Consider the following 15,505-nt stretch of genomic DNA (forward strand, 5'->3'; position numbering starts at 1 on the left):
CAGACAGCACGCCGCGGCGTAGCTTCGGGCCACCGGGATACGGCCGCTTGCCTTGAAAACCGGCATCGCGCTCCGCTACAATTGCGGGTTGACCCCACTATGCCTATTTCAAGCCAGTTCTTGAAGGACTCTCATGACCCAAGCAAGCGAAGCAAGCGTGAATGGTGTGCCGCACGGCGCTCCCGTAGACAAAGATAAAAGAAACTGGCTGGTGACCACCTGTGCGGTGGGCGGCGCAGGCGCCCTCGCCACCGCTGTTCCCTTTGTCAGCACGTTCCAGCCCTCCGAAAAAGCCAAAGCCGCCGGCGCCGCCGTCGAAGTCGATATTTCCGACGTCAAGCCCGGTGAAAAAATCACGGTGGAATGGCGCGGCAAGCCGGTCTGGATCATCAAACGCACGCCCGCACAGCTCGCCGAACTGCCCAAGGTTGATGCCCTGCTGGCCGATCCCAAGTCCGAGCGCAAGCCCGACGAACTGACCCCCGCCTACGCACGCAACGAAAACCGCTCCATCAAGCCCGAAACGCTGGTCGTCGTCGGTATCTGCTCGCACCTGGGTTGCTCCCCTTCCGACAAGTTCCAGCCCGGCGCGCAGCCTTCGTTGCCCGACAACTGGGCCGGCGGCTTCCTGTGCCCCTGCCACGGCTCGACCTTCGACATGGCCGGCCGCGTCTACAAGAACAAGCCCGCGCCCGATAACCTCGAAGTCCCTCCGCACATGTACCTGTCAGACACCCGGTTGCTGATTGGTGAAGACAAGAAGGCCTGAAGGCGCTTTGTTCCCCGAGCTCCTTCACAAGACCCTGTAGCCAGCGCCAGATAGCTGCCGACACCCAGACGCACCTATCCGGCGCTTGCCAAAGAACCCCACCGAACCAGGATCAGTTATGGCTGAATTCAAAGAAATTTCCCCCGATGCCCCGCTCGCCGCCAAGGCGATGAACTGGGTCGACAACCGGTTTCCCGCCAGCAAGCTCTACAAAGAGCACATGAGCGAGTACTACGCACCGAAGAACTTCAACTTCTGGTACATCTTCGGCTCGCTGGCCATGCTGGTGCTGGTCATCCAGATCGTGACCGGCATCTTCCTGACGATGAACTACAAGCCCGACGCCGCGCTGGCTTTCGGCTCGGTCGAATACATCATGCGCGACGTCCCCTGGGGCTGGCTGATCCGCTACATGCACTCGACGGGCGCCTCGGCCTTCTTCGTGGTGGTTTACCTGCACATGTTCCGCGGCCTGCTCTACGGCAGCTACCGCAAGCCGCGCGAGCTGGTCTGGATTTTCGGCTGCGCGATTTTCCTGTGCCTGATGGCCGAAGCCTTCATGGGCTACCTGCTGCCATGGGGCCAGATGAGCTACTGGGGCGCCCAGGTGATCGTCAACCTGTTTGCCGCGATTCCCTTCATCGGTCCTGACCTCGCGCTGCTGATCCGCGGCGACTACGTGGTGGGCGACGCCACGCTGAACCGTTTCTTCGCGTTCCACGTGATCGCCGTGCCGCTCGTGCTGCTGGGCCTGGTGGCCGCGCACATCATCGCGCTGCACGAAGTCGGCTCCAACAACCCCGACGGCGTCGAGATCAAGGGCCCGAATGCGCCCAAGGACGCTGCAGGCCACCCGGTGGACGGCATCCCCTTCCATCCCTATTACACGGTGCATGATATTTTTGGCGTGAGCATGTTCCTGATGATCTTCTCGGCGATCATCTTCTTCGCGCCCGAGTTTGGCGGCTACTTCCTSGAGTACAACAACTTCATCCCGGCCGAYCCGCTGAAGACGCCGGCGCACATCGCCCCGGTCTGGTATTTCACGCCTTACTACTCGATGCTGCGCGCCATCACCGGCGAGATGGCGGGCGCACTGGGCATCATCGCGATCGTCTCCGCAGTGCTCGCCGGCCGCAAACTCAAGGGCATTTTCAAGCCTGCAGTGCTGGTCGTCGCTATTGGCGCGGCTTTGCTGCTGGGTTTGCTGCCTTCCATCGCCAACTGGGTCGGCCTGATCCTGCCATCCGTTGGTACCGGCATCGCCAAGGGCCTCGATGCGCTGGCCGCACCGCTGGCCGGCGTGCCTTTCCTTGGTGAACTCTGGGGCATGATGGTCAAAGGCATTGACGCCAAGTTCTGGGGCGTGGTGGTGATGGGCGGCGCGGTCATCATTCTGTTCTTCCTGCCCTGGCTGGACCACAGCCCGGTCAAGTCCATCCGCTATCGCCCTGACTGGCACAAATACATGTACGGCATCTTTGTCGTCAATTTCCTGGTGCTCGGCTACCTGGGCGTGCAGCCGCCGTCGGCCATCGGTGAGCGTGTGTCCCAGCTCGGCACCCTGTTCTATTTTGGTTTCTTCCTTTTGATGCCGTGGTGGAGCCGCCAGGGGGCTGCCAAGACGCCGCCTGACCGTATCGTTTTTCACGGCCACTAAGCAGGAGATAACAACAATGAAAAAACTGATTTTTTCCCTGATCGCGGCCATTGGTTTGGTGACCGGTGCACATGCCTCCGAAGGCGGTATTGCCTGGGACAAAGCACCCAATAACACCAACGACCTGGGTTCCCTGCAAAACGGCGCCAGGCTGTTCGTCAATTACTGCCTGAACTGCCATTCCGCTGCCTTCATGCGTTTCAACCGCCTGAAAGACATCGGCCTGACCGACAAGGAAATCAAGGACAACCTGCTGTTCACCACTGAAAAAGTGGGCGACACCATGAAGGCCGCGATCGACCCGAAACAGGCCAAGGAATGGTTCGGCGGCAATCCTCCAGACCTCACCGTGATCGCACGCTCGCGCGCCGGCGCCGGCGGTACCGGCGCCGACTACCTCTACACTTACCTGCGCACCTACTATCGCGACGAAACCAAGGCCACGGGCTGGAACAACCTGGCTTTCCCCAGCGTTGCCATGCCGCACGTGCTCTGGGAACTGCAGGGTGTGCGCACACCCGTGTACGAAGAAAAGGAAGAGCACGGCCACAAGGTCGCGATTTTCAAAGGTTGGACCCAGGTCACGCCCGGTACCATGACGCCGTTGCAGTACGACCAGGCCATGGGCGACCTCGTGGGCTACCTGCAGTGGATGGGTGAGCCGGCCCAGAACACCCGTATCCGTGTCGGTGTCTGGGTGCTGATTTTCCTTCTCGGCTTGACCTTTGTCGCCTGGCGCCTGAATGCGGCGTTCTGGAAAGACGTCAAGTAATTTTTCGCCGGGGCCTTGTTCCCGGCACCTTCTGGAGTGGATGCTTTTTATATGTATCCACTCCTTTGTATTTAGGAGTTCCGCACCATGATGGTCCTTTATTCAGGCACAACCTGCCCCTTCTCGCACCGCTGCCGCTTTGTGTTGTTTGAAAAAGGCATGGACTTCGAAATCCGCGATGTCGACCTGTACAACAAGCCCGAAGACATCAACGTGATGAATCCCTACGGCCAGGTGCCCATTCTGGTCGAGCGCGATTTGATTCTGTATGAGTCGAACATCATCAACGAGTACATCGACGAGCGCTTCCCGCATCCGCAACTGATGCCCGGCGACCCGGTCGACCGCGCACGCGTTCGCCTCTTCTTGCTGAACTTCGAGAAAGAGCTGTTTGTCCACGTCAGCACGCTGGAATCGCGCGCGTCCAAGGGCAACGAAAAAGCGCTGGAAAAGGCCCGCTCGCACATCCGCGACCGCCTGACGCAGCTGGCGCCCATCTTCTTGAAGAACAAGTTCATGCTGGGCGACAATTTCTCCATGCTGGATGTGGCTATCGCTCCGCTGCTGTGGCGCCTGGATTACTACGACATCGACCTGTCGAAGAATGCCGCGCCGCTGCTCAAGTATGCTGAACGCATCTTTTCGCGCCCGGCCTACATCGAGGCGCTGACGCCGTCCGAAAAGGTCATGCGCAAGTAATTTCATAGCCCGATTTCCGGACAAGCAGTTTGGCTGAATTCATGAACGCCCTGGACGCCACGTCGACGCGCCCCTACTTGATAAGGGCGCTCTACGACTGGTGCACCGACAACGGCTTCACGCCTTATGTGGCCGTGTCGGTGGATGACACCGTGCAGGTGCCGCGCGAGTACGTGAAGAACAATGAAATCGTGCTCAACATCAGCTTTGACGCGACTTCGTCGCTCAAGCTGGGCAATGATTTCATCGAGTTCAAGGCACGTTTTGCCGGCAGCGCCCGGGAAATCATGGTGCCCATCAGCCATGTGATCGCCATCTATGCCCGTGAAAACGGGCAGGGCATGGCTTTTCCCATGGTGGCGCCCGTTGCCGCCGGCCCGGTTCCCGGTGCCGAGGCGGGGAGCGATGCCGGCCTGACGGCGCCTGCGGCTGCGGCATCACCGGCTTCCGTGCCGGCGCAGCATGGTCCGGCGGATTCCGACGGAAAGATCATGCAACTGGTGCCTGATAGTGCCCCGGATGCGGAAGACGGCGGCCCCGACAGTCCCGAACCCCCCAAGCCGCCGCGTGCGCGGCCTTCGCTGAAACGGGTCAAGTAAAATAGCCTCGCGCCGCTTTAGCTCAGTTGGTAGAGCAACCGCCTTGTAAGCGGTAGGTCGTCAGTTCGATTCCGACAAGCGGCACCATTTCCCACGATTCTTGCCTTCCCCATGCAACGTGGGTACCATACGCTACCAATTTTGTAGCGAGCCGTCAGGCAGGAGCTTTATCTTTCATGTCGCCTTGCCGTTATTGAAGAAACTGGCTACTACTTTTTCCTTATTAGGATCTTGAGTCGGATTGAGGTAACCTTCCAACCTTTGCCTATAAGGCGGGTCTGGATCAAGGGGAGCAATTGGCGGATTTTTGCGGCGGCCGCGTTGCCGTTGACCAGCAGGCACCAGGTTTCGCCGTCGATGGGCCCGGCTTGGACCGCCGGCCGCAAGGCTTCCGGCAACAGCGGCTCGATCGCCTTGAGCCTGTCGCTGGACTCCTGGACGAGTTCAGTCAGCCGTGCCAGGGAGGGTGAATTCCCGGCGGCCTGATAAACGGAGAGCGCCTGCGGAAGGCGCCGGTCGGAGGTCATGATGGACGGTGCTCGGCCTGGTGAGCGCAAGCTTTTAAAGAGGTAGACAAGTGCACTTGATTATCACGGATGCGTGGCTGGCGAAAAGTCGGGCCATCTATTTAAGCGGGACAAAACTGGTCCTGGCGGGCTTTGTCGCCGCGCTGGCGCTGATGCTTGTGGCTGCCGGGCTCTACCACTGGGTGTTTCTCAAGGGTGCCCGCGAGGGATGGCCGGTCGTAGGCTCGCTGGTCAAACTCATGGTCAAGGACGAATTCGACCAGCGCGACCGTTTCATGCGTGAAAACCTCGACGTGATGGCCAAGCGGGTCGGCGAGATGCAGGCCAAGATGATGCAGCTCGAGGCGCTCGGCGAGCGGGTGTCCGGCCTGGCCGGCGTCAATCCCAATGACATCAAAGTCGCGCCCGGCCGCGGCGGTGCACTGGTGGCCGGCCCCTCGCTGACCATGGAAGAACTGCAAGCCACGCTGGCGGACCTGGACAAACTCACTGATCAGCGGGTCGATCTGATGACCGTGATGGAGTCGCGCCTCTTCGACCAAAAGATCAAGAAAATGATGGTGCCTACCCAGGAGCCCGTGGCAGGGGGCAACCTCGGCTCGCCTTTCGGCTGGCGCATAGACCCGATGAACGGACGCTCCGCGCTGCATACCGGGCTCGACTTCCCGTCCGAACCGGGCACGGCCATCCTGGCCGCCGCGGGCGGCGTCGTGGTCACGCAGGAATACCACCCGGCCTATGGCAACATGGTCGAAGTCGACCACGGCAATGAGCTCGTCACGCGCTATGCCCATGCCTCGCGCGTGCTGGTCAAAAAGGGCGACCTGGTCAAGCGCGGCCAGAAGATCGCCGAAGTCGGCACCACCGGCCGGTCCACCGGCCCGCACCTGCATTTCGAGGTGCTGGTCCAGGGCGTTTTCCAGGATCCGCAGAAATTCCTGACCGCAGGACAGAAACTGCCCGGGCCCATGGTGGCATCGGCTGCCGCGCGGACTCCCGCTCCCGCGCAGGCACAGGCCGCGCAATTGCCGCGCCCCCACTAGGCGGTACGCCCGCCATGCGCGTGTGCATGGCTTTTCAGGCCCGATGGCGGTTTTATCCCGGATAGCCGTGCAGCTCCCCTGGCAGAGTTAAAATCAGAAGTTTGGGCCCAGTTGAACTCACTGATGGCGCCCGCACCTAGGTTCCGTACTCAATAAGGGATTTCGGCCGCATTGCCAGCTCATGGGGAGCGGTCAAGGCGGCCTCGCATTTATGGCTTCCAACATCCTGACCAAAATTTTCGGCAGCCGCAATGACAGGCTGCTCAAAACCTACCGCAAAACCGTAGAACGCATCAATGCGCTGGAGACCCAGTACGAAAAGCTTGACGACGACCAACTGCGCGCCAAAACCCAGGAGTTCAAAACCAGGGTAGCCGCTGGCGAGGAACTCGATGCCATTCTTCCCGAGGCTTTCGCGGTGGTGCGGGAGGGCAGCAAACGCATCATGAAGATGCGCCACTTCGACGTGCAGATGCTGGGCGGCATGTCGCTGCACAACGGCAAAATTTCCGAAATGCGTACGGGTGAGGGCAAGACCCTGACCGCCACGCTGCCGGTCTACCTCAATGCCTTGACGGGCAAGGGCGTCCACGTGGTCACGGTCAACGACTACCTGGCCAGCCGCGACGCACGCTGGATGGGCAAGCTCTACAACTTCCTGGGCCTGACGGTGGGCATCAACCTGCCGAATATGTCGCGCGAGGAAAAGCAGGCCGCCTACGGCTCCGACATCACCTACGGCACCAACAACGAGTACGGTTTCGACTACCTGCGCGACAACATGGTCTACGAAGTGGCGGACCGCGTCCAGCGCGGCCTGAACTACGCCATCGTCGACGAGGTCGACTCCATCCTGATCGATGAGGCGCGCACGCCGCTCATCATCAGCGGTCAGGCCGAAGACCACACCGAGATGTACCTGGCGATGAACAAGATCGTCCCCATGCTGACGCGCCAGGAGGGCGAGGCCGACCCGCGCACCGGCGAAGGCGTGACCAAGCCCGGCGACTTCACCATCGACGAAAAAAGCCACCAGGTGTTCCTGACCGAGCAGGGCCATGAGAGCGCCGAGCGCCTGTTGTTCAACCTGGGCCTGATTCCAGAAGGCGCCACGCTGTACGATCCGGCCAACATCTCGCTGATGCATCACCTGTATGCGGCCCTGCGCGCCAACCTGCTGTACCACCGCGACCAGCATTACGTGGTGCAGGACGGCGAAGTCGTGATCGTTGACGAGTTCACCGGCCGCCTGATGTCGGGACGCCGCTGGAGCGACGGACTGCACCAGGCCGTCGAAGCCAAGGAAGGCGTGCAGATCCAGGCCGAGAACCAGACCCTGGCGTCCATCACCTTCCAGAACTACTTCCGCCTCTACACCAAGCTGGCCGGCATGACAGGCACCGCCGACACGGAAGCCTACGAATTCCAGGAAATTTACGGCCTCGAAACCACGGTGATCCCGCCCAACCGCGTGAGCCGCCGCGATGACCAGCTGGACCGCGTCTACAAGACCACGCGCGAAAAATACGAAGCCGCCATCAGGGACATCCGCGAATGCTATGAGCGCGGGCAGCCCGTGCTGGTCGGTACGACCTCGATCGAAAACTCCGAGATCATCGACCAGCTGCTGATCAAGGAAGACCTGCCGCACCAAGTGCTCAACGCCAAGCAGCATGCCCGCGAAGCTGACATCATCGCCCAGGCAGGCCGCCCGAAAATGATCACCATCGCCACCAACATGGCGGGCCGCGRCACCGACATCGTGCTGGGCGGCAACGTTGAAAAGCTGATTGAAGCGGTTGAAGCGGACGAGGCGCTGGATGCCGCCGCTAAGGAGGCGGAAATCGCCCATGAATCGCGCCGAATTGACAACCAGCTGCGCGGCCGTTCCGGCCGCCAGGGCGACCCCGGCTCCTCACGCTTCTACCTGAGCCTGGACGACCCGCTGATGCGCATCTTCGCGGGCGACCGCGTCAAGGCCATCATGGAGCGGCTCAAGATGCCCGACGGTGAGGCGATCGAAGCCGGCATCGTCACCCGCAGCATCGAGTCGGCCCAGCGCAAGGTCGAGGCGCGCAATTTCGACATCCGCAAACAGCTGCTCGAATACGATGACGTCGCAAATGACCAGCGCAAGGTGATCTACCAGCAGCGCAACGACATCATGGACGCCGCCAGCCTGCAGGCGCAGATCGCCTCCCTGCGCGAAGGCTGCTTCACCGACCTGGCGCGGCAGTATGTGCCGGCTGAAAGCGTCGAAGAACAGTGGGACGTGCCCGGGCTTGAGAACGTGCTGCGCGAGGAGTGGCAGATCGAACTGCCGCTGCGCCAGGAACTGGAAGCCGCCACGGCCATCACCGATGAAGAAGTGGTTGAAAAGGTCATCGCGGCCGCCAATGCCGCTTTCGCCGACAAGGTTGAGAAAATCGGTGAAGAAAACTTCACGCAGTTCGAACGCGTGGTCCTGCTGCAAAGCATCGACAGCCATTGGCGCGAGCACCTGAGCGCCCTCGATTACCTGCGCCAGGGCATTCACCTGCGCGGCTACGCCCAGAAGCAGCCCAAGCAGGAATACAAGCGCGAGGCTTTTGAGCTCTTCGGCCAGCTGCTCGACAGCGTAAAGAACGAGGTCACCAAGGTCCTGATGACGGTCAAGATCCAGTCGGGCGAACAGCTCGAGCAGGCGGCCGAGGAAATGGAGAACCGCGCCGAAAACATCGCCAACGTCACCTACACGGCGCCCACCGAAACCGGCGGCGTGGAAACGACGGTGGACGAGGAATCGCAGCGCCGCGCACCGGCTGTGCCGGTCGGCGACATGCCCCGTGTCGGCCGCAACGACCCGTGCCCTTGCGGTTCGGGTAAAAAATACAAGAACTGCCACGGCCAGCTGAACTGAGCGCAAGTTCGAACTGGACGTTTTCCACGCACCCACACTGGTTTTCCGGAGTTAACACATGCCCGTCAATCTGGTCGCCACGCTCGCCGCGGACCTCCACCCTGTTCCCGGCGTGCGCTGGGGCATCACCGAAGCGGGTATACGCAAAGCGAATCGCAAGGACCTTTCGGTGCTGTTGCTCGACGAGGGCGCGTCTGTAGGGGCTGTCTTCACGCAGAACCGCTTTTGCGCGGCGCCCGTGCAGATCTGCCGCGAACACCTTTCGAAGAACGGCGGCATGACGGCGGGCATACGTGCCATGGTCATCAACACCGGCAATGCCAATGCCGGCACCGGTGACGACGGCCTGAGCCGAGCGCACGCCACTTGCATCGCGCTGGCCCGCCTGCTGGACCTCGCGCCCGAACAGGTCCTGCCGTTTTCCACCGGCGTCATCATGGAGCCGCTGCCCAACGACCGCATCGCGGCGGGCCTGCCGGCCGCGCTGGCTGACGCGAAAGAAAACAACTGGGGCAATGCGGCTGAAGCCATCATGACCACTGACACGGTGGCCAAAGCTTTTTCCAAACGCATCAAGCTTTCGGGCGCCRAAGTCACCATCACCGGCATCAGCAAGGGCGCCGGCATGATACGGCCCAATATGGCCACCATGCTGGGTTTTATGGCCACCGACGCCTGCGTGGCCCAGCCGCTTATGGCGCAGCTGGCCCGGGAACTGGCGGAAGGCTCGTTCAACCGCGTGACGGTGGACGGCGACACCTCGACCAACGATTCTTTTGTGGTCGTGGCCAGCAATAAAGCCGCCCACGCGCCCGTGACCTCGCTGGACAGCGCCGACGGCCAGGCCTTGCGAGCAGCCATGATGGACATCGCCCGGCAGCTGGCGCAGGCCATCGTGCGTGACGGCGAAGGCGCGACCAAGTTCATGACTATCCAGGTTGAGGGCGGCAAGAACGGTGAGGAATGCCGCAAGGTGGCTTACGCCATCGCCCATTCGCCGCTGGTGAAAACCGCGTTCTTCGCCAGCGATCCCAACCTGGGCCGCATTCTCGCGGCGGTCGGTTATGCGGGCATTGACGATCTGGACCAGACGAAAATCGATTTGTACCTGGACGAAGTGCTGGTGGCCAAGAACGGCGGCCGGCACCCGGGCTATGTCGAGGCCGACGGCCAGCGCGTGATGAAGCAAAGCGAGATCACGGTGCGCGTGGTGCTGGGCCGCGGCACGGCGGCCGACACCGTCTGGACCTGCGATTTTTCCTACGACTACGTCAAGATCAACGCCGATTACCGAAGCTGAGCCCGCATGAACGAGCAGTTTGAGCGCCTGATCGCCCGCGTCGAGTCCCTGATGGCGCGGATCGAATCCGTGCTGCCGCAGCCCCTGGCCGCACCGGACTGGAGCGCCTCGATCGCCTACCGTTACCGCAAGCGCAGTTCCGGCCACGGCTCGCTGGAGCCGGTGCGGCACATCGGCAACATGAGCCTCGGTGACCTCAAGGAAATCGAGGACCAGAAGGAAAAGATCAAGCGCAACACCGAGCAGTTCGTGCTCGGCAAGCCCGCCAACAACGTGCTGCTGACGGGCGCGCGCGGCACCGGCAAGTCCTCGCTGATCAAGGCCTGCCTGAACGAGTATTCGTCACGCGGCCTGCGCCTGATTGAAGTCGACAAGGCCGACCTGATCGACCTGCCGGACATCGTCGATGTGGTTTCCGGCCTGCCCGAGAAATTCATCATCTTTTGCGACGACCTGAGTTTTGAGGAAGGCGAGCCGGGCTACAAGGCGCTCAAGTCCATCCTGGATGGTTCTGTCGCGGCGGCCACGCCCAACGTGCTGATCTACGCGACCAGCAACCGGCGCCACCTGCTGCCCGAGTACATGACGGAAAACCTCACCTACACCCGCAGCGAAGACGGTGAAGTGCATCCCGGTGAAGTGGTTGAAGAGAAGATTTCGCTGTCCGAACGCTTCGGCCTCTGGGTCAGTTTTTACCCCTTCAGCCAGGACGAATACCTGACCATCGTCGCGCAGTGGCTCTCGTCTTTCGGCGTGGGCCCGGATGCGATTGCGGCGGCAAAACCGGCTTCGCTGGTCTGGGCGCTGGAGCGCGGCTCGCGCAGCGGCCGCGTGGCCTATCAGTTTGCCCGCGACTWTGCCGGCCGCGACAGTGCCAGCCGGCCCGTGACGGCGCCGGCCATTGCCGCCTACGAGCGGCCGGGCGCTTCCGTCGCCGCGTCACCCGACGCGAGCGACCAGGCCCCGGACCATTCGACATGAGCGTGCTGGTCGCCGACGGTGAGCGGCCGCGCGAGGGCGGCGCGGACCGCAAGGTGGTTGATGTCGCGGTGGGTGTCCTGATTCGCCCCGATGGCGACTTCCTGCTGACATCCCGCCCTCCCGGCAAGGTCTACGAAGGCTACTGGGAATTTCCGGGCGGCAAGCTGGAGCCGGGCGAAAGCGTTGAAACCGCGCTGCGCCGCGAGCTTCAGGAAGAAATCGGCGTGACCATAGGTGCGATCCGTCCCTGGAAGGTCGAGATGGTCGATTACCCGCATGCGCTGGTGCGCCTGAATTTCTGCAAGGTGTTCGAGTGGACTGGTGAGCTGCAGATGCACGAGGGCCAGTCTTATGCCTGGCAATCGCTGCCGGTCAGCGTGGAACCCGTCTTGCCGGGCACAGTGCCGGTGCTGGCCTGGTTTGCCGAAGAACGGGGCTTTGCCGGCGCGACCTGCTGACCTGGCCTGGCTTTCCCGCCTTGCCTCAGCCGGCAAACACCCAGTTCTTGCTTGCGCCCAGCACCGCGTCGGGGTAGGGCGATTTGCCGCGTGAGCCGTTGTAGCGGCCCAGGCCCAGGAAGAGGTCGCCGCGCTCCCTGTCCAGGTAGTGGYGCAAGATCACACAGCCGAAGCGCAGGTTGGTCTGCATGTGGAACAGCTTGCCGGGGTCGCCGTCCCCGATCACGCGCGTCCAGAAGGGCATGACCTGCATGTAGCCGCGCGCGCCGACATTGCTGACCGCGAACTTGCGAAAGTTGCTTTCGACCTGGATCAGGCCCAGCACCAGCGTGGTGTCCAGCCCGGCGCGTTTGCTCTCATACCAGACGGTTTGCAAAAATTCCTTGCGGATCTGCCACTCGGGTTTTTTCTTCTTGAGGCGGTCGCTCATGGCACCCAGCCAGCGCAGGTAGGTCAGGCGGCTTTCCGTGTCCTTGAACTCGGGCACGGGAGGGGCTTGGTTGGCGATGGCCGAGCTCAGCGCGGTGCGCACTGAATCGATCAAGGGCTCTTCGATCTGCGCGCCGGCATGCGCCTGCCGCTCCAGCAGCAGCGGGCTGCAGGCAATCGGCAAGGCCAGCAGGCAGCTTCGGCGGGAGAGCCCCTGCGCCTTTGCCGGGGCGGCACCGGATGCGAACATGGTCAATGAGCGCACGGAAACCATGGAAACGTCAAAGCGCCAGCTTTCCCTTGAGGAAGTCGAAGGCGCCGGCAACGTCTATTTTGCTGGAGGCCGCGTCGCGGCGATGCTGGTATTCGAGTTGCCCGTCTTTCAGGCCGCGGTCGCCGATGGTGACGCGGTGCGGCACGCCTATCAGTTCCCAGTCGGCGAACATGGCGCCGGGCCGCTCGCCACGGTCGTCCAGGATCACGTCCACACCGGCCGCGAGCAGTTCGCCGTAAAGTTTGTTGGCGGCCGCTTYGACTTCGGGGAAGCGGTCGGGGCTGATGGGGCACAGCACCACGGTGAAGGGGGCAATGGCGTCGGGCCAGATGATTCCGCGTTCGTCGTGGTTCTGCTCGATGGCCGCGGCCGGCAGGCGCGTGATGCCGATGCCGTAGCAACCCATCTCCATGAACTGCGGCTTGCCGTTTTCACCCAGGAAGGTGGCGTTCATGGCCCGGCTGTATTTGGTGCCGAGGTAGAAGACATGGCCGACTTCGATGCCACGCTCTATCACCAGCGCTCCCTTGCCGTCCGGCGACGGATCGCCCGCCACCACGTTGCGAATGTCGGCCACGAGTTCGGGCTCGGGCAGGTCGCGGCCCCAGTTGACGCCGGTCATGTGGAAATCGGCCTCATTGGCGCCGCACACCCAGTCGGCCATGGCGGCGACTTCGCGGTCGACCACCAGCTTGACGGGCTTCTTCAAATTCAGCGGGCCGAGGTAACCTGGTTTGCAGCCGAAGTGGTCTTCAATCTCGGGCAGGGTGGCGAAGCGGAAATCCGCCAGGCCCGGCACCTTGCCGACCTTGACTTCGTTCATCTCGTGGTCGGCGCGCAGCAGCAGCAGCCAGACCTGCGATTTCACGACCTTGCCCGTCTCGTCAAGTTCGTCGGTGGCCATCACCAGCGACTTCACGGTGGTGTTCAGCGGGATGCCCAGCAGTTCGGCTACGGCGGCGCAGGTGGCCTTGCCGGGGGTGGACGTCTTGGCCATGGCCTGCGACGCCGGCTTGCGCGCACCTTGGGGCGGCAGCGCCTCGGCCTTCTCCATATTGGCGGCGTAGTCGCTGCCGGGGCAGTAGACGATGGCGTCTTCGCCGGTGGCRGCRATCACCTGGAATTCCTCGCTCAGGTCGCCGCCTATGGCGCCGCTGTCGGCGGCGACCGCGCGGTAGGTCAGGCCGAAGCGGTCAAAAATCTTGCGGTAGGCGGCCGCCATGACCTGGTAGCTGGTTTTGGCGCCGGCCTGGTCGCGGTCGAAACTGTAGGCATCCTTCATGATGAACTCGCGCCCGCGCATCAGGCCGAAGCGCGGCCGGCGCTCGTCGCGGAACTTGGTCTGGATCTGGTACAGGTTCTTCGGCAGCTGCTTGTAGCTCTTGATGTCCTGGCGCATCACGTCGGTGACGACTTCTTCGCTGGTCGGCTGGACGATGAAGTCGCGGCCGTGGCGGTCCTTGATTCGCAGCAGCTCGGGGCCCATTTTTTCAAAGCGGCCGGTTTCCTGCCAGAGCTCTGCCGGCTGAATCACCGGCATGGTCATCTCGACGGCGCCGGCGCGGTTCATTTCCTCGCGCACGATGGCTTCAACCTTGCGGATCACTCGCAGGCCCATGGGCATGTAGTTGTAAACGCCGGCGCCCAGTTTCTTGATCATGCCGGCCCGCATCATGAGCTGGTGGCTGACGACTTCCGCATCGGCAGGGGCTTCCTTGAGGGTGGAAATGAAGAACTGGGAGGCTTTCATGGGCGGTTTTCGGGGATTCCGGGTGGGAAAATTGGGGAAAAGGTGCTGCAGCCCGCCGTGCGCTTGGCGCTGGGGCCTTCGCTGTGCATAATGGACTCAGTTTAAAAAATTTGAGGTTTGATTATGCTTGACCGGGACGGCTTTAGGCCCAACGTCGGCATCATCTTGCTCAACCAGAGAAGTCAGGTATTTTGGGGCAAACGTATCCGTACCCACTCGTGGCAATTTCCGCAGGGTGGCATTGATCGGGGCGAAAATCCCGAGCAGGCCATGTACCGCGAGTTGCATGAAGAAGTGGGGCTGTTGCCGCAGCATGTGAATGTGCTGGCCCGAACCCGAGACTGGTTGCGCTATGAGGTGCCTGACCGGTTCATCCGCCGCGATGCGCGCGGACATTACAAAGGCCAGAAACAAATCTGGTTTCTCCTTCAGCTGGTCGGCCACGACTGGGACCTGAACCTGCGCGCCACCGACCATCCCGAGTTCGATGCCTGGCGCTGGAACGACTACTGGGTGCCGCTGGACGTGGTGGTCGAGTTCAAGCGCGGCGTCTATGAGATGGCGCTGACCGAGCTCTCACGGTTTGTGCCGCGCACGGACAACCGGGCCGAGCCGCGCCCCGACCATCGCAACCGCTACCTGCGCGGCGGCCTGCACCAGCGCGACCACGCGGGCTCGCCCGGCGAGGGCGGATTCCATACTGCTGGCGAGTCTTTCCACGCGCAGATCAGGCCGGGTGCCTCTTTTGAATTGCCACCCGGCGCCACCTTTGAACCTGATCCGCAAACCAGTCTGGGCGCGGATCCCATCATTCCAAAACCATGAAATTCTCCTCGGCCATTCTGGCCTCGTTATTCCTGATGGCGCTTAACGTCCCTGGCCCGGCGCAGGCCCAGACGTACGTGCTGGAGGATCCCGCCGACTGGAAGGAAATCGAGACACCGCCGCCACCGGCGTTTGACGTCAAGAAGCTGATCACGTTCGAGGTCTCGCCCAATTCCCAGCTGGTGTACGGCGTGGACCCGGCCGCCCTCAGCATTTCCCCAAAGGATGGGGTCGTGCGCTATGTCATGGTGGCGTCCAATGCCAGCGGCGCCCGCAATGTGATGTATGAAGGCATACGCTGCTCAACCGGCGAATTCAAAACCTATGCGCGCCAATCAGCGGACGGGAAATGGACGCACGTTAGCAATCCGGAGTGGCGTTCGCTGTTTGAAAACATGCCGTCCAAGCATGCCTTGCGCTTTGCCCGGGCCGGTGCCTGCGACAGCGCGGCGCCCGCGACCTCGGTCGATGTGCTGGTCAGGCGCTTGAAAAACCCGAACTACCGGATGGCCGATTAATA

The 15,505-nt window shown here is 62.2% G+C and carries 15 protein-coding genes and 1 tRNA gene; 13 read left to right on the top strand and 3 right to left on the bottom strand.

Annotated features, from left to right (window positions below; all coding sequences use genetic code 11):
• Nucleotides 1-133: 133 nt before the first annotated feature.
• The 6 genes from petA to AC1D1Y_RS07740 all read left to right on the top strand — a co-directional run bounded on the left by petA (nucleotide 134) and on the right by AC1D1Y_RS07740 (nucleotide 4,586).
• A complete protein-coding gene (gene petA, locus AC1D1Y_RS07715) occupies nucleotides 134-769 on the top strand; it encodes a ubiquinol-cytochrome c reductase iron-sulfur subunit (protein ID WP_477652463.1) in 636 nt (211 codons plus the stop codon).
• Nucleotides 770-887: 118 nt separating this feature from the next.
• Nucleotides 888-2,429, top strand: a complete 1,542-nt coding sequence (locus AC1D1Y_RS07720; protein WP_477681821.1) for a cytochrome b — start codon at nucleotides 888-890, stop codon at nucleotides 2,427-2,429.
• Between the two features lie 16 nt (nucleotides 2,430-2,445).
• The gene (locus tag AC1D1Y_RS07725; protein ID WP_477681822.1) at nucleotides 2,446-3,201 is read left to right on the top strand and encodes a cytochrome c1; all 756 of its coding nucleotides are present in this window, start codon (nucleotides 2,446-2,448) and stop codon (nucleotides 3,199-3,201) included.
• Between the two features lie 87 nt (nucleotides 3,202-3,288).
• A complete protein-coding gene (locus tag AC1D1Y_RS07730; RefSeq protein ID WP_007868077.1) occupies nucleotides 3,289-3,900 on the top strand; it encodes a glutathione S-transferase N-terminal domain-containing protein in 612 nt (203 codons plus the stop codon).
• Nucleotides 3,901-3,941: 41 nt separating this feature from the next.
• Nucleotides 3,942-4,499 (top strand): ClpXP protease specificity-enhancing factor, encoded by a 558-nt coding sequence (locus AC1D1Y_RS07735; RefSeq protein ID WP_477681823.1) that lies wholly within the window; start codon nucleotides 3,942-3,944, stop codon nucleotides 4,497-4,499.
• An 11-nt stretch (nucleotides 4,500-4,510) separates the two neighbouring features.
• Nucleotides 4,511-4,586, top strand: a tRNA-Thr gene (locus AC1D1Y_RS07740).
• A gap of 122 nt (nucleotides 4,587-4,708) precedes the next feature.
• Here AC1D1Y_RS07740 and AC1D1Y_RS07745 read toward each other — a convergent pair.
• Nucleotides 4,709-5,026 (bottom strand): hypothetical protein, encoded by a 318-nt coding sequence (locus AC1D1Y_RS07745; RefSeq protein WP_436157452.1) that lies wholly within the window; start codon nucleotides 5,024-5,026, stop codon nucleotides 4,709-4,711.
• Between the two features lie 50 nt (nucleotides 5,027-5,076).
• Here AC1D1Y_RS07745 and AC1D1Y_RS07750 point away from each other — a divergent pair, with 50 nt between their 5' ends.
• The 5 genes from AC1D1Y_RS07750 to AC1D1Y_RS07770 all read left to right on the top strand — a co-directional run bounded on the left by AC1D1Y_RS07750 (nucleotide 5,077) and on the right by AC1D1Y_RS07770 (nucleotide 11,707).
• The gene (locus tag AC1D1Y_RS07750) at nucleotides 5,077-6,069 is read left to right on the top strand and encodes a M23 family metallopeptidase (protein ID WP_477681824.1); all 993 of its coding nucleotides are present in this window, start codon (nucleotides 5,077-5,079) and stop codon (nucleotides 6,067-6,069) included.
• A gap of 211 nt (nucleotides 6,070-6,280) precedes the next feature.
• Nucleotides 6,281-8,968: a preprotein translocase subunit SecA gene (gene secA, locus AC1D1Y_RS07755; RefSeq protein WP_477681825.1), complete on the top strand. Its 2,688-nt coding sequence runs from the start codon at nucleotides 6,281-6,283 to the stop codon at nucleotides 8,966-8,968.
• A gap of 58 nt (nucleotides 8,969-9,026) precedes the next feature.
• Nucleotides 9,027-10,268: a bifunctional glutamate N-acetyltransferase/amino-acid acetyltransferase ArgJ gene (gene argJ, locus AC1D1Y_RS07760; RefSeq protein WP_477681826.1), complete on the top strand. Its 1,242-nt coding sequence runs from the start codon at nucleotides 9,027-9,029 to the stop codon at nucleotides 10,266-10,268.
• 6 nt (nucleotides 10,269-10,274) lie between these two features.
• On the top strand, nucleotides 10,275-11,249 hold the full coding sequence (locus AC1D1Y_RS07765) for an ATP-binding protein (protein WP_477681827.1): 975 nt from the start codon (nucleotides 10,275-10,277) through the stop codon (nucleotides 11,247-11,249).
• The gene (locus tag AC1D1Y_RS07770; RefSeq protein ID WP_477681828.1) at nucleotides 11,246-11,707 is read left to right on the top strand and encodes an NUDIX domain-containing protein; all 462 of its coding nucleotides are present in this window, start codon (nucleotides 11,246-11,248) and stop codon (nucleotides 11,705-11,707) included. Before AC1D1Y_RS07765 ends, AC1D1Y_RS07770 begins: the two co-directional genes overlap by 4 nt.
• A gap of 25 nt (nucleotides 11,708-11,732) precedes the next feature.
• On the opposite strand, the gene AC1D1Y_RS07775 is transcribed toward AC1D1Y_RS07770, so the two are convergent.
• Together AC1D1Y_RS07775 and AC1D1Y_RS07780 are read right to left on the bottom strand one after the other, a co-directional pair.
• On the bottom strand, nucleotides 11,733-12,386 hold the full coding sequence (locus tag AC1D1Y_RS07775; protein ID WP_477681848.1) for a lytic transglycosylase domain-containing protein: 654 nt from the start codon (nucleotides 12,384-12,386) through the stop codon (nucleotides 11,733-11,735).
• A gap of 31 nt (nucleotides 12,387-12,417) precedes the next feature.
• Nucleotides 12,418-14,160 (bottom strand): proline--tRNA ligase, encoded by a 1,743-nt coding sequence (locus AC1D1Y_RS07780; protein WP_477681829.1) that lies wholly within the window; start codon nucleotides 14,158-14,160, stop codon nucleotides 12,418-12,420.
• Between the two features lie 123 nt (nucleotides 14,161-14,283).
• Here AC1D1Y_RS07780 and AC1D1Y_RS07785 point away from each other — a divergent pair, with 123 nt between their 5' ends.
• Nucleotides 14,284-14,985, top strand: a complete 702-nt coding sequence (locus AC1D1Y_RS07785; protein ID WP_477681830.1) for an RNA pyrophosphohydrolase — start codon at nucleotides 14,284-14,286, stop codon at nucleotides 14,983-14,985.
• On the top strand, nucleotides 14,982-15,503 hold the full coding sequence (locus AC1D1Y_RS07790) for a CNP1-like family protein (protein ID WP_477681831.1): 522 nt from the start codon (nucleotides 14,982-14,984) through the stop codon (nucleotides 15,501-15,503). Before AC1D1Y_RS07785 ends, AC1D1Y_RS07790 begins: the two co-directional genes overlap by 4 nt.
• The last annotated feature ends 2 nt before the right edge of the window (nucleotides 15,504-15,505 follow it).

The organism is Polaromonas sp. P1_G1, assembly GCF_056405595.1.

What these genes read in the sequence shown, in the direction of transcription:
- petA (WP_477652463.1), top strand. Translation starts at nt 134, where the DNA reads ATGACCCAAGCAAGCGAAGCAAGCGTGAATGGTGTGCCGCACGGCGCT.
- AC1D1Y_RS07725 (WP_477681822.1), top strand. Translation starts at nt 2,446, where the DNA reads ATGAAAAAACTGATTTTTTCCCTGATCGCGGCCATTGGTTTGGTGACC.
- AC1D1Y_RS07730 (WP_007868077.1), top strand. Translation starts at nt 3,289, where the DNA reads ATGATGGTCCTTTATTCAGGCACAACCTGCCCCTTCTCGCACCGCTGC.
- AC1D1Y_RS07735 (WP_477681823.1), top strand. Translation starts at nt 3,942, where the DNA reads ATGAACGCCCTGGACGCCACGTCGACGCGCCCCTACTTGATAAGGGCG.
- AC1D1Y_RS07745 (WP_436157452.1), bottom strand. Translation starts at nt 5,026, where the DNA reads ATGACCTCCGACCGGCGCCTTCCGCAGGCGCTCTCCGTTTATCAGGCC.
- AC1D1Y_RS07770 (WP_477681828.1), top strand. Translation starts at nt 11,246, where the DNA reads ATGAGCGTGCTGGTCGCCGACGGTGAGCGGCCGCGCGAGGGCGGCGCG.
- AC1D1Y_RS07785 (WP_477681830.1), top strand. Translation starts at nt 14,284, where the DNA reads ATGCTTGACCGGGACGGCTTTAGGCCCAACGTCGGCATCATCTTGCTC.
- AC1D1Y_RS07790 (WP_477681831.1), top strand. Translation starts at nt 14,982, where the DNA reads ATGAAATTCTCCTCGGCCATTCTGGCCTCGTTATTCCTGATGGCGCTT.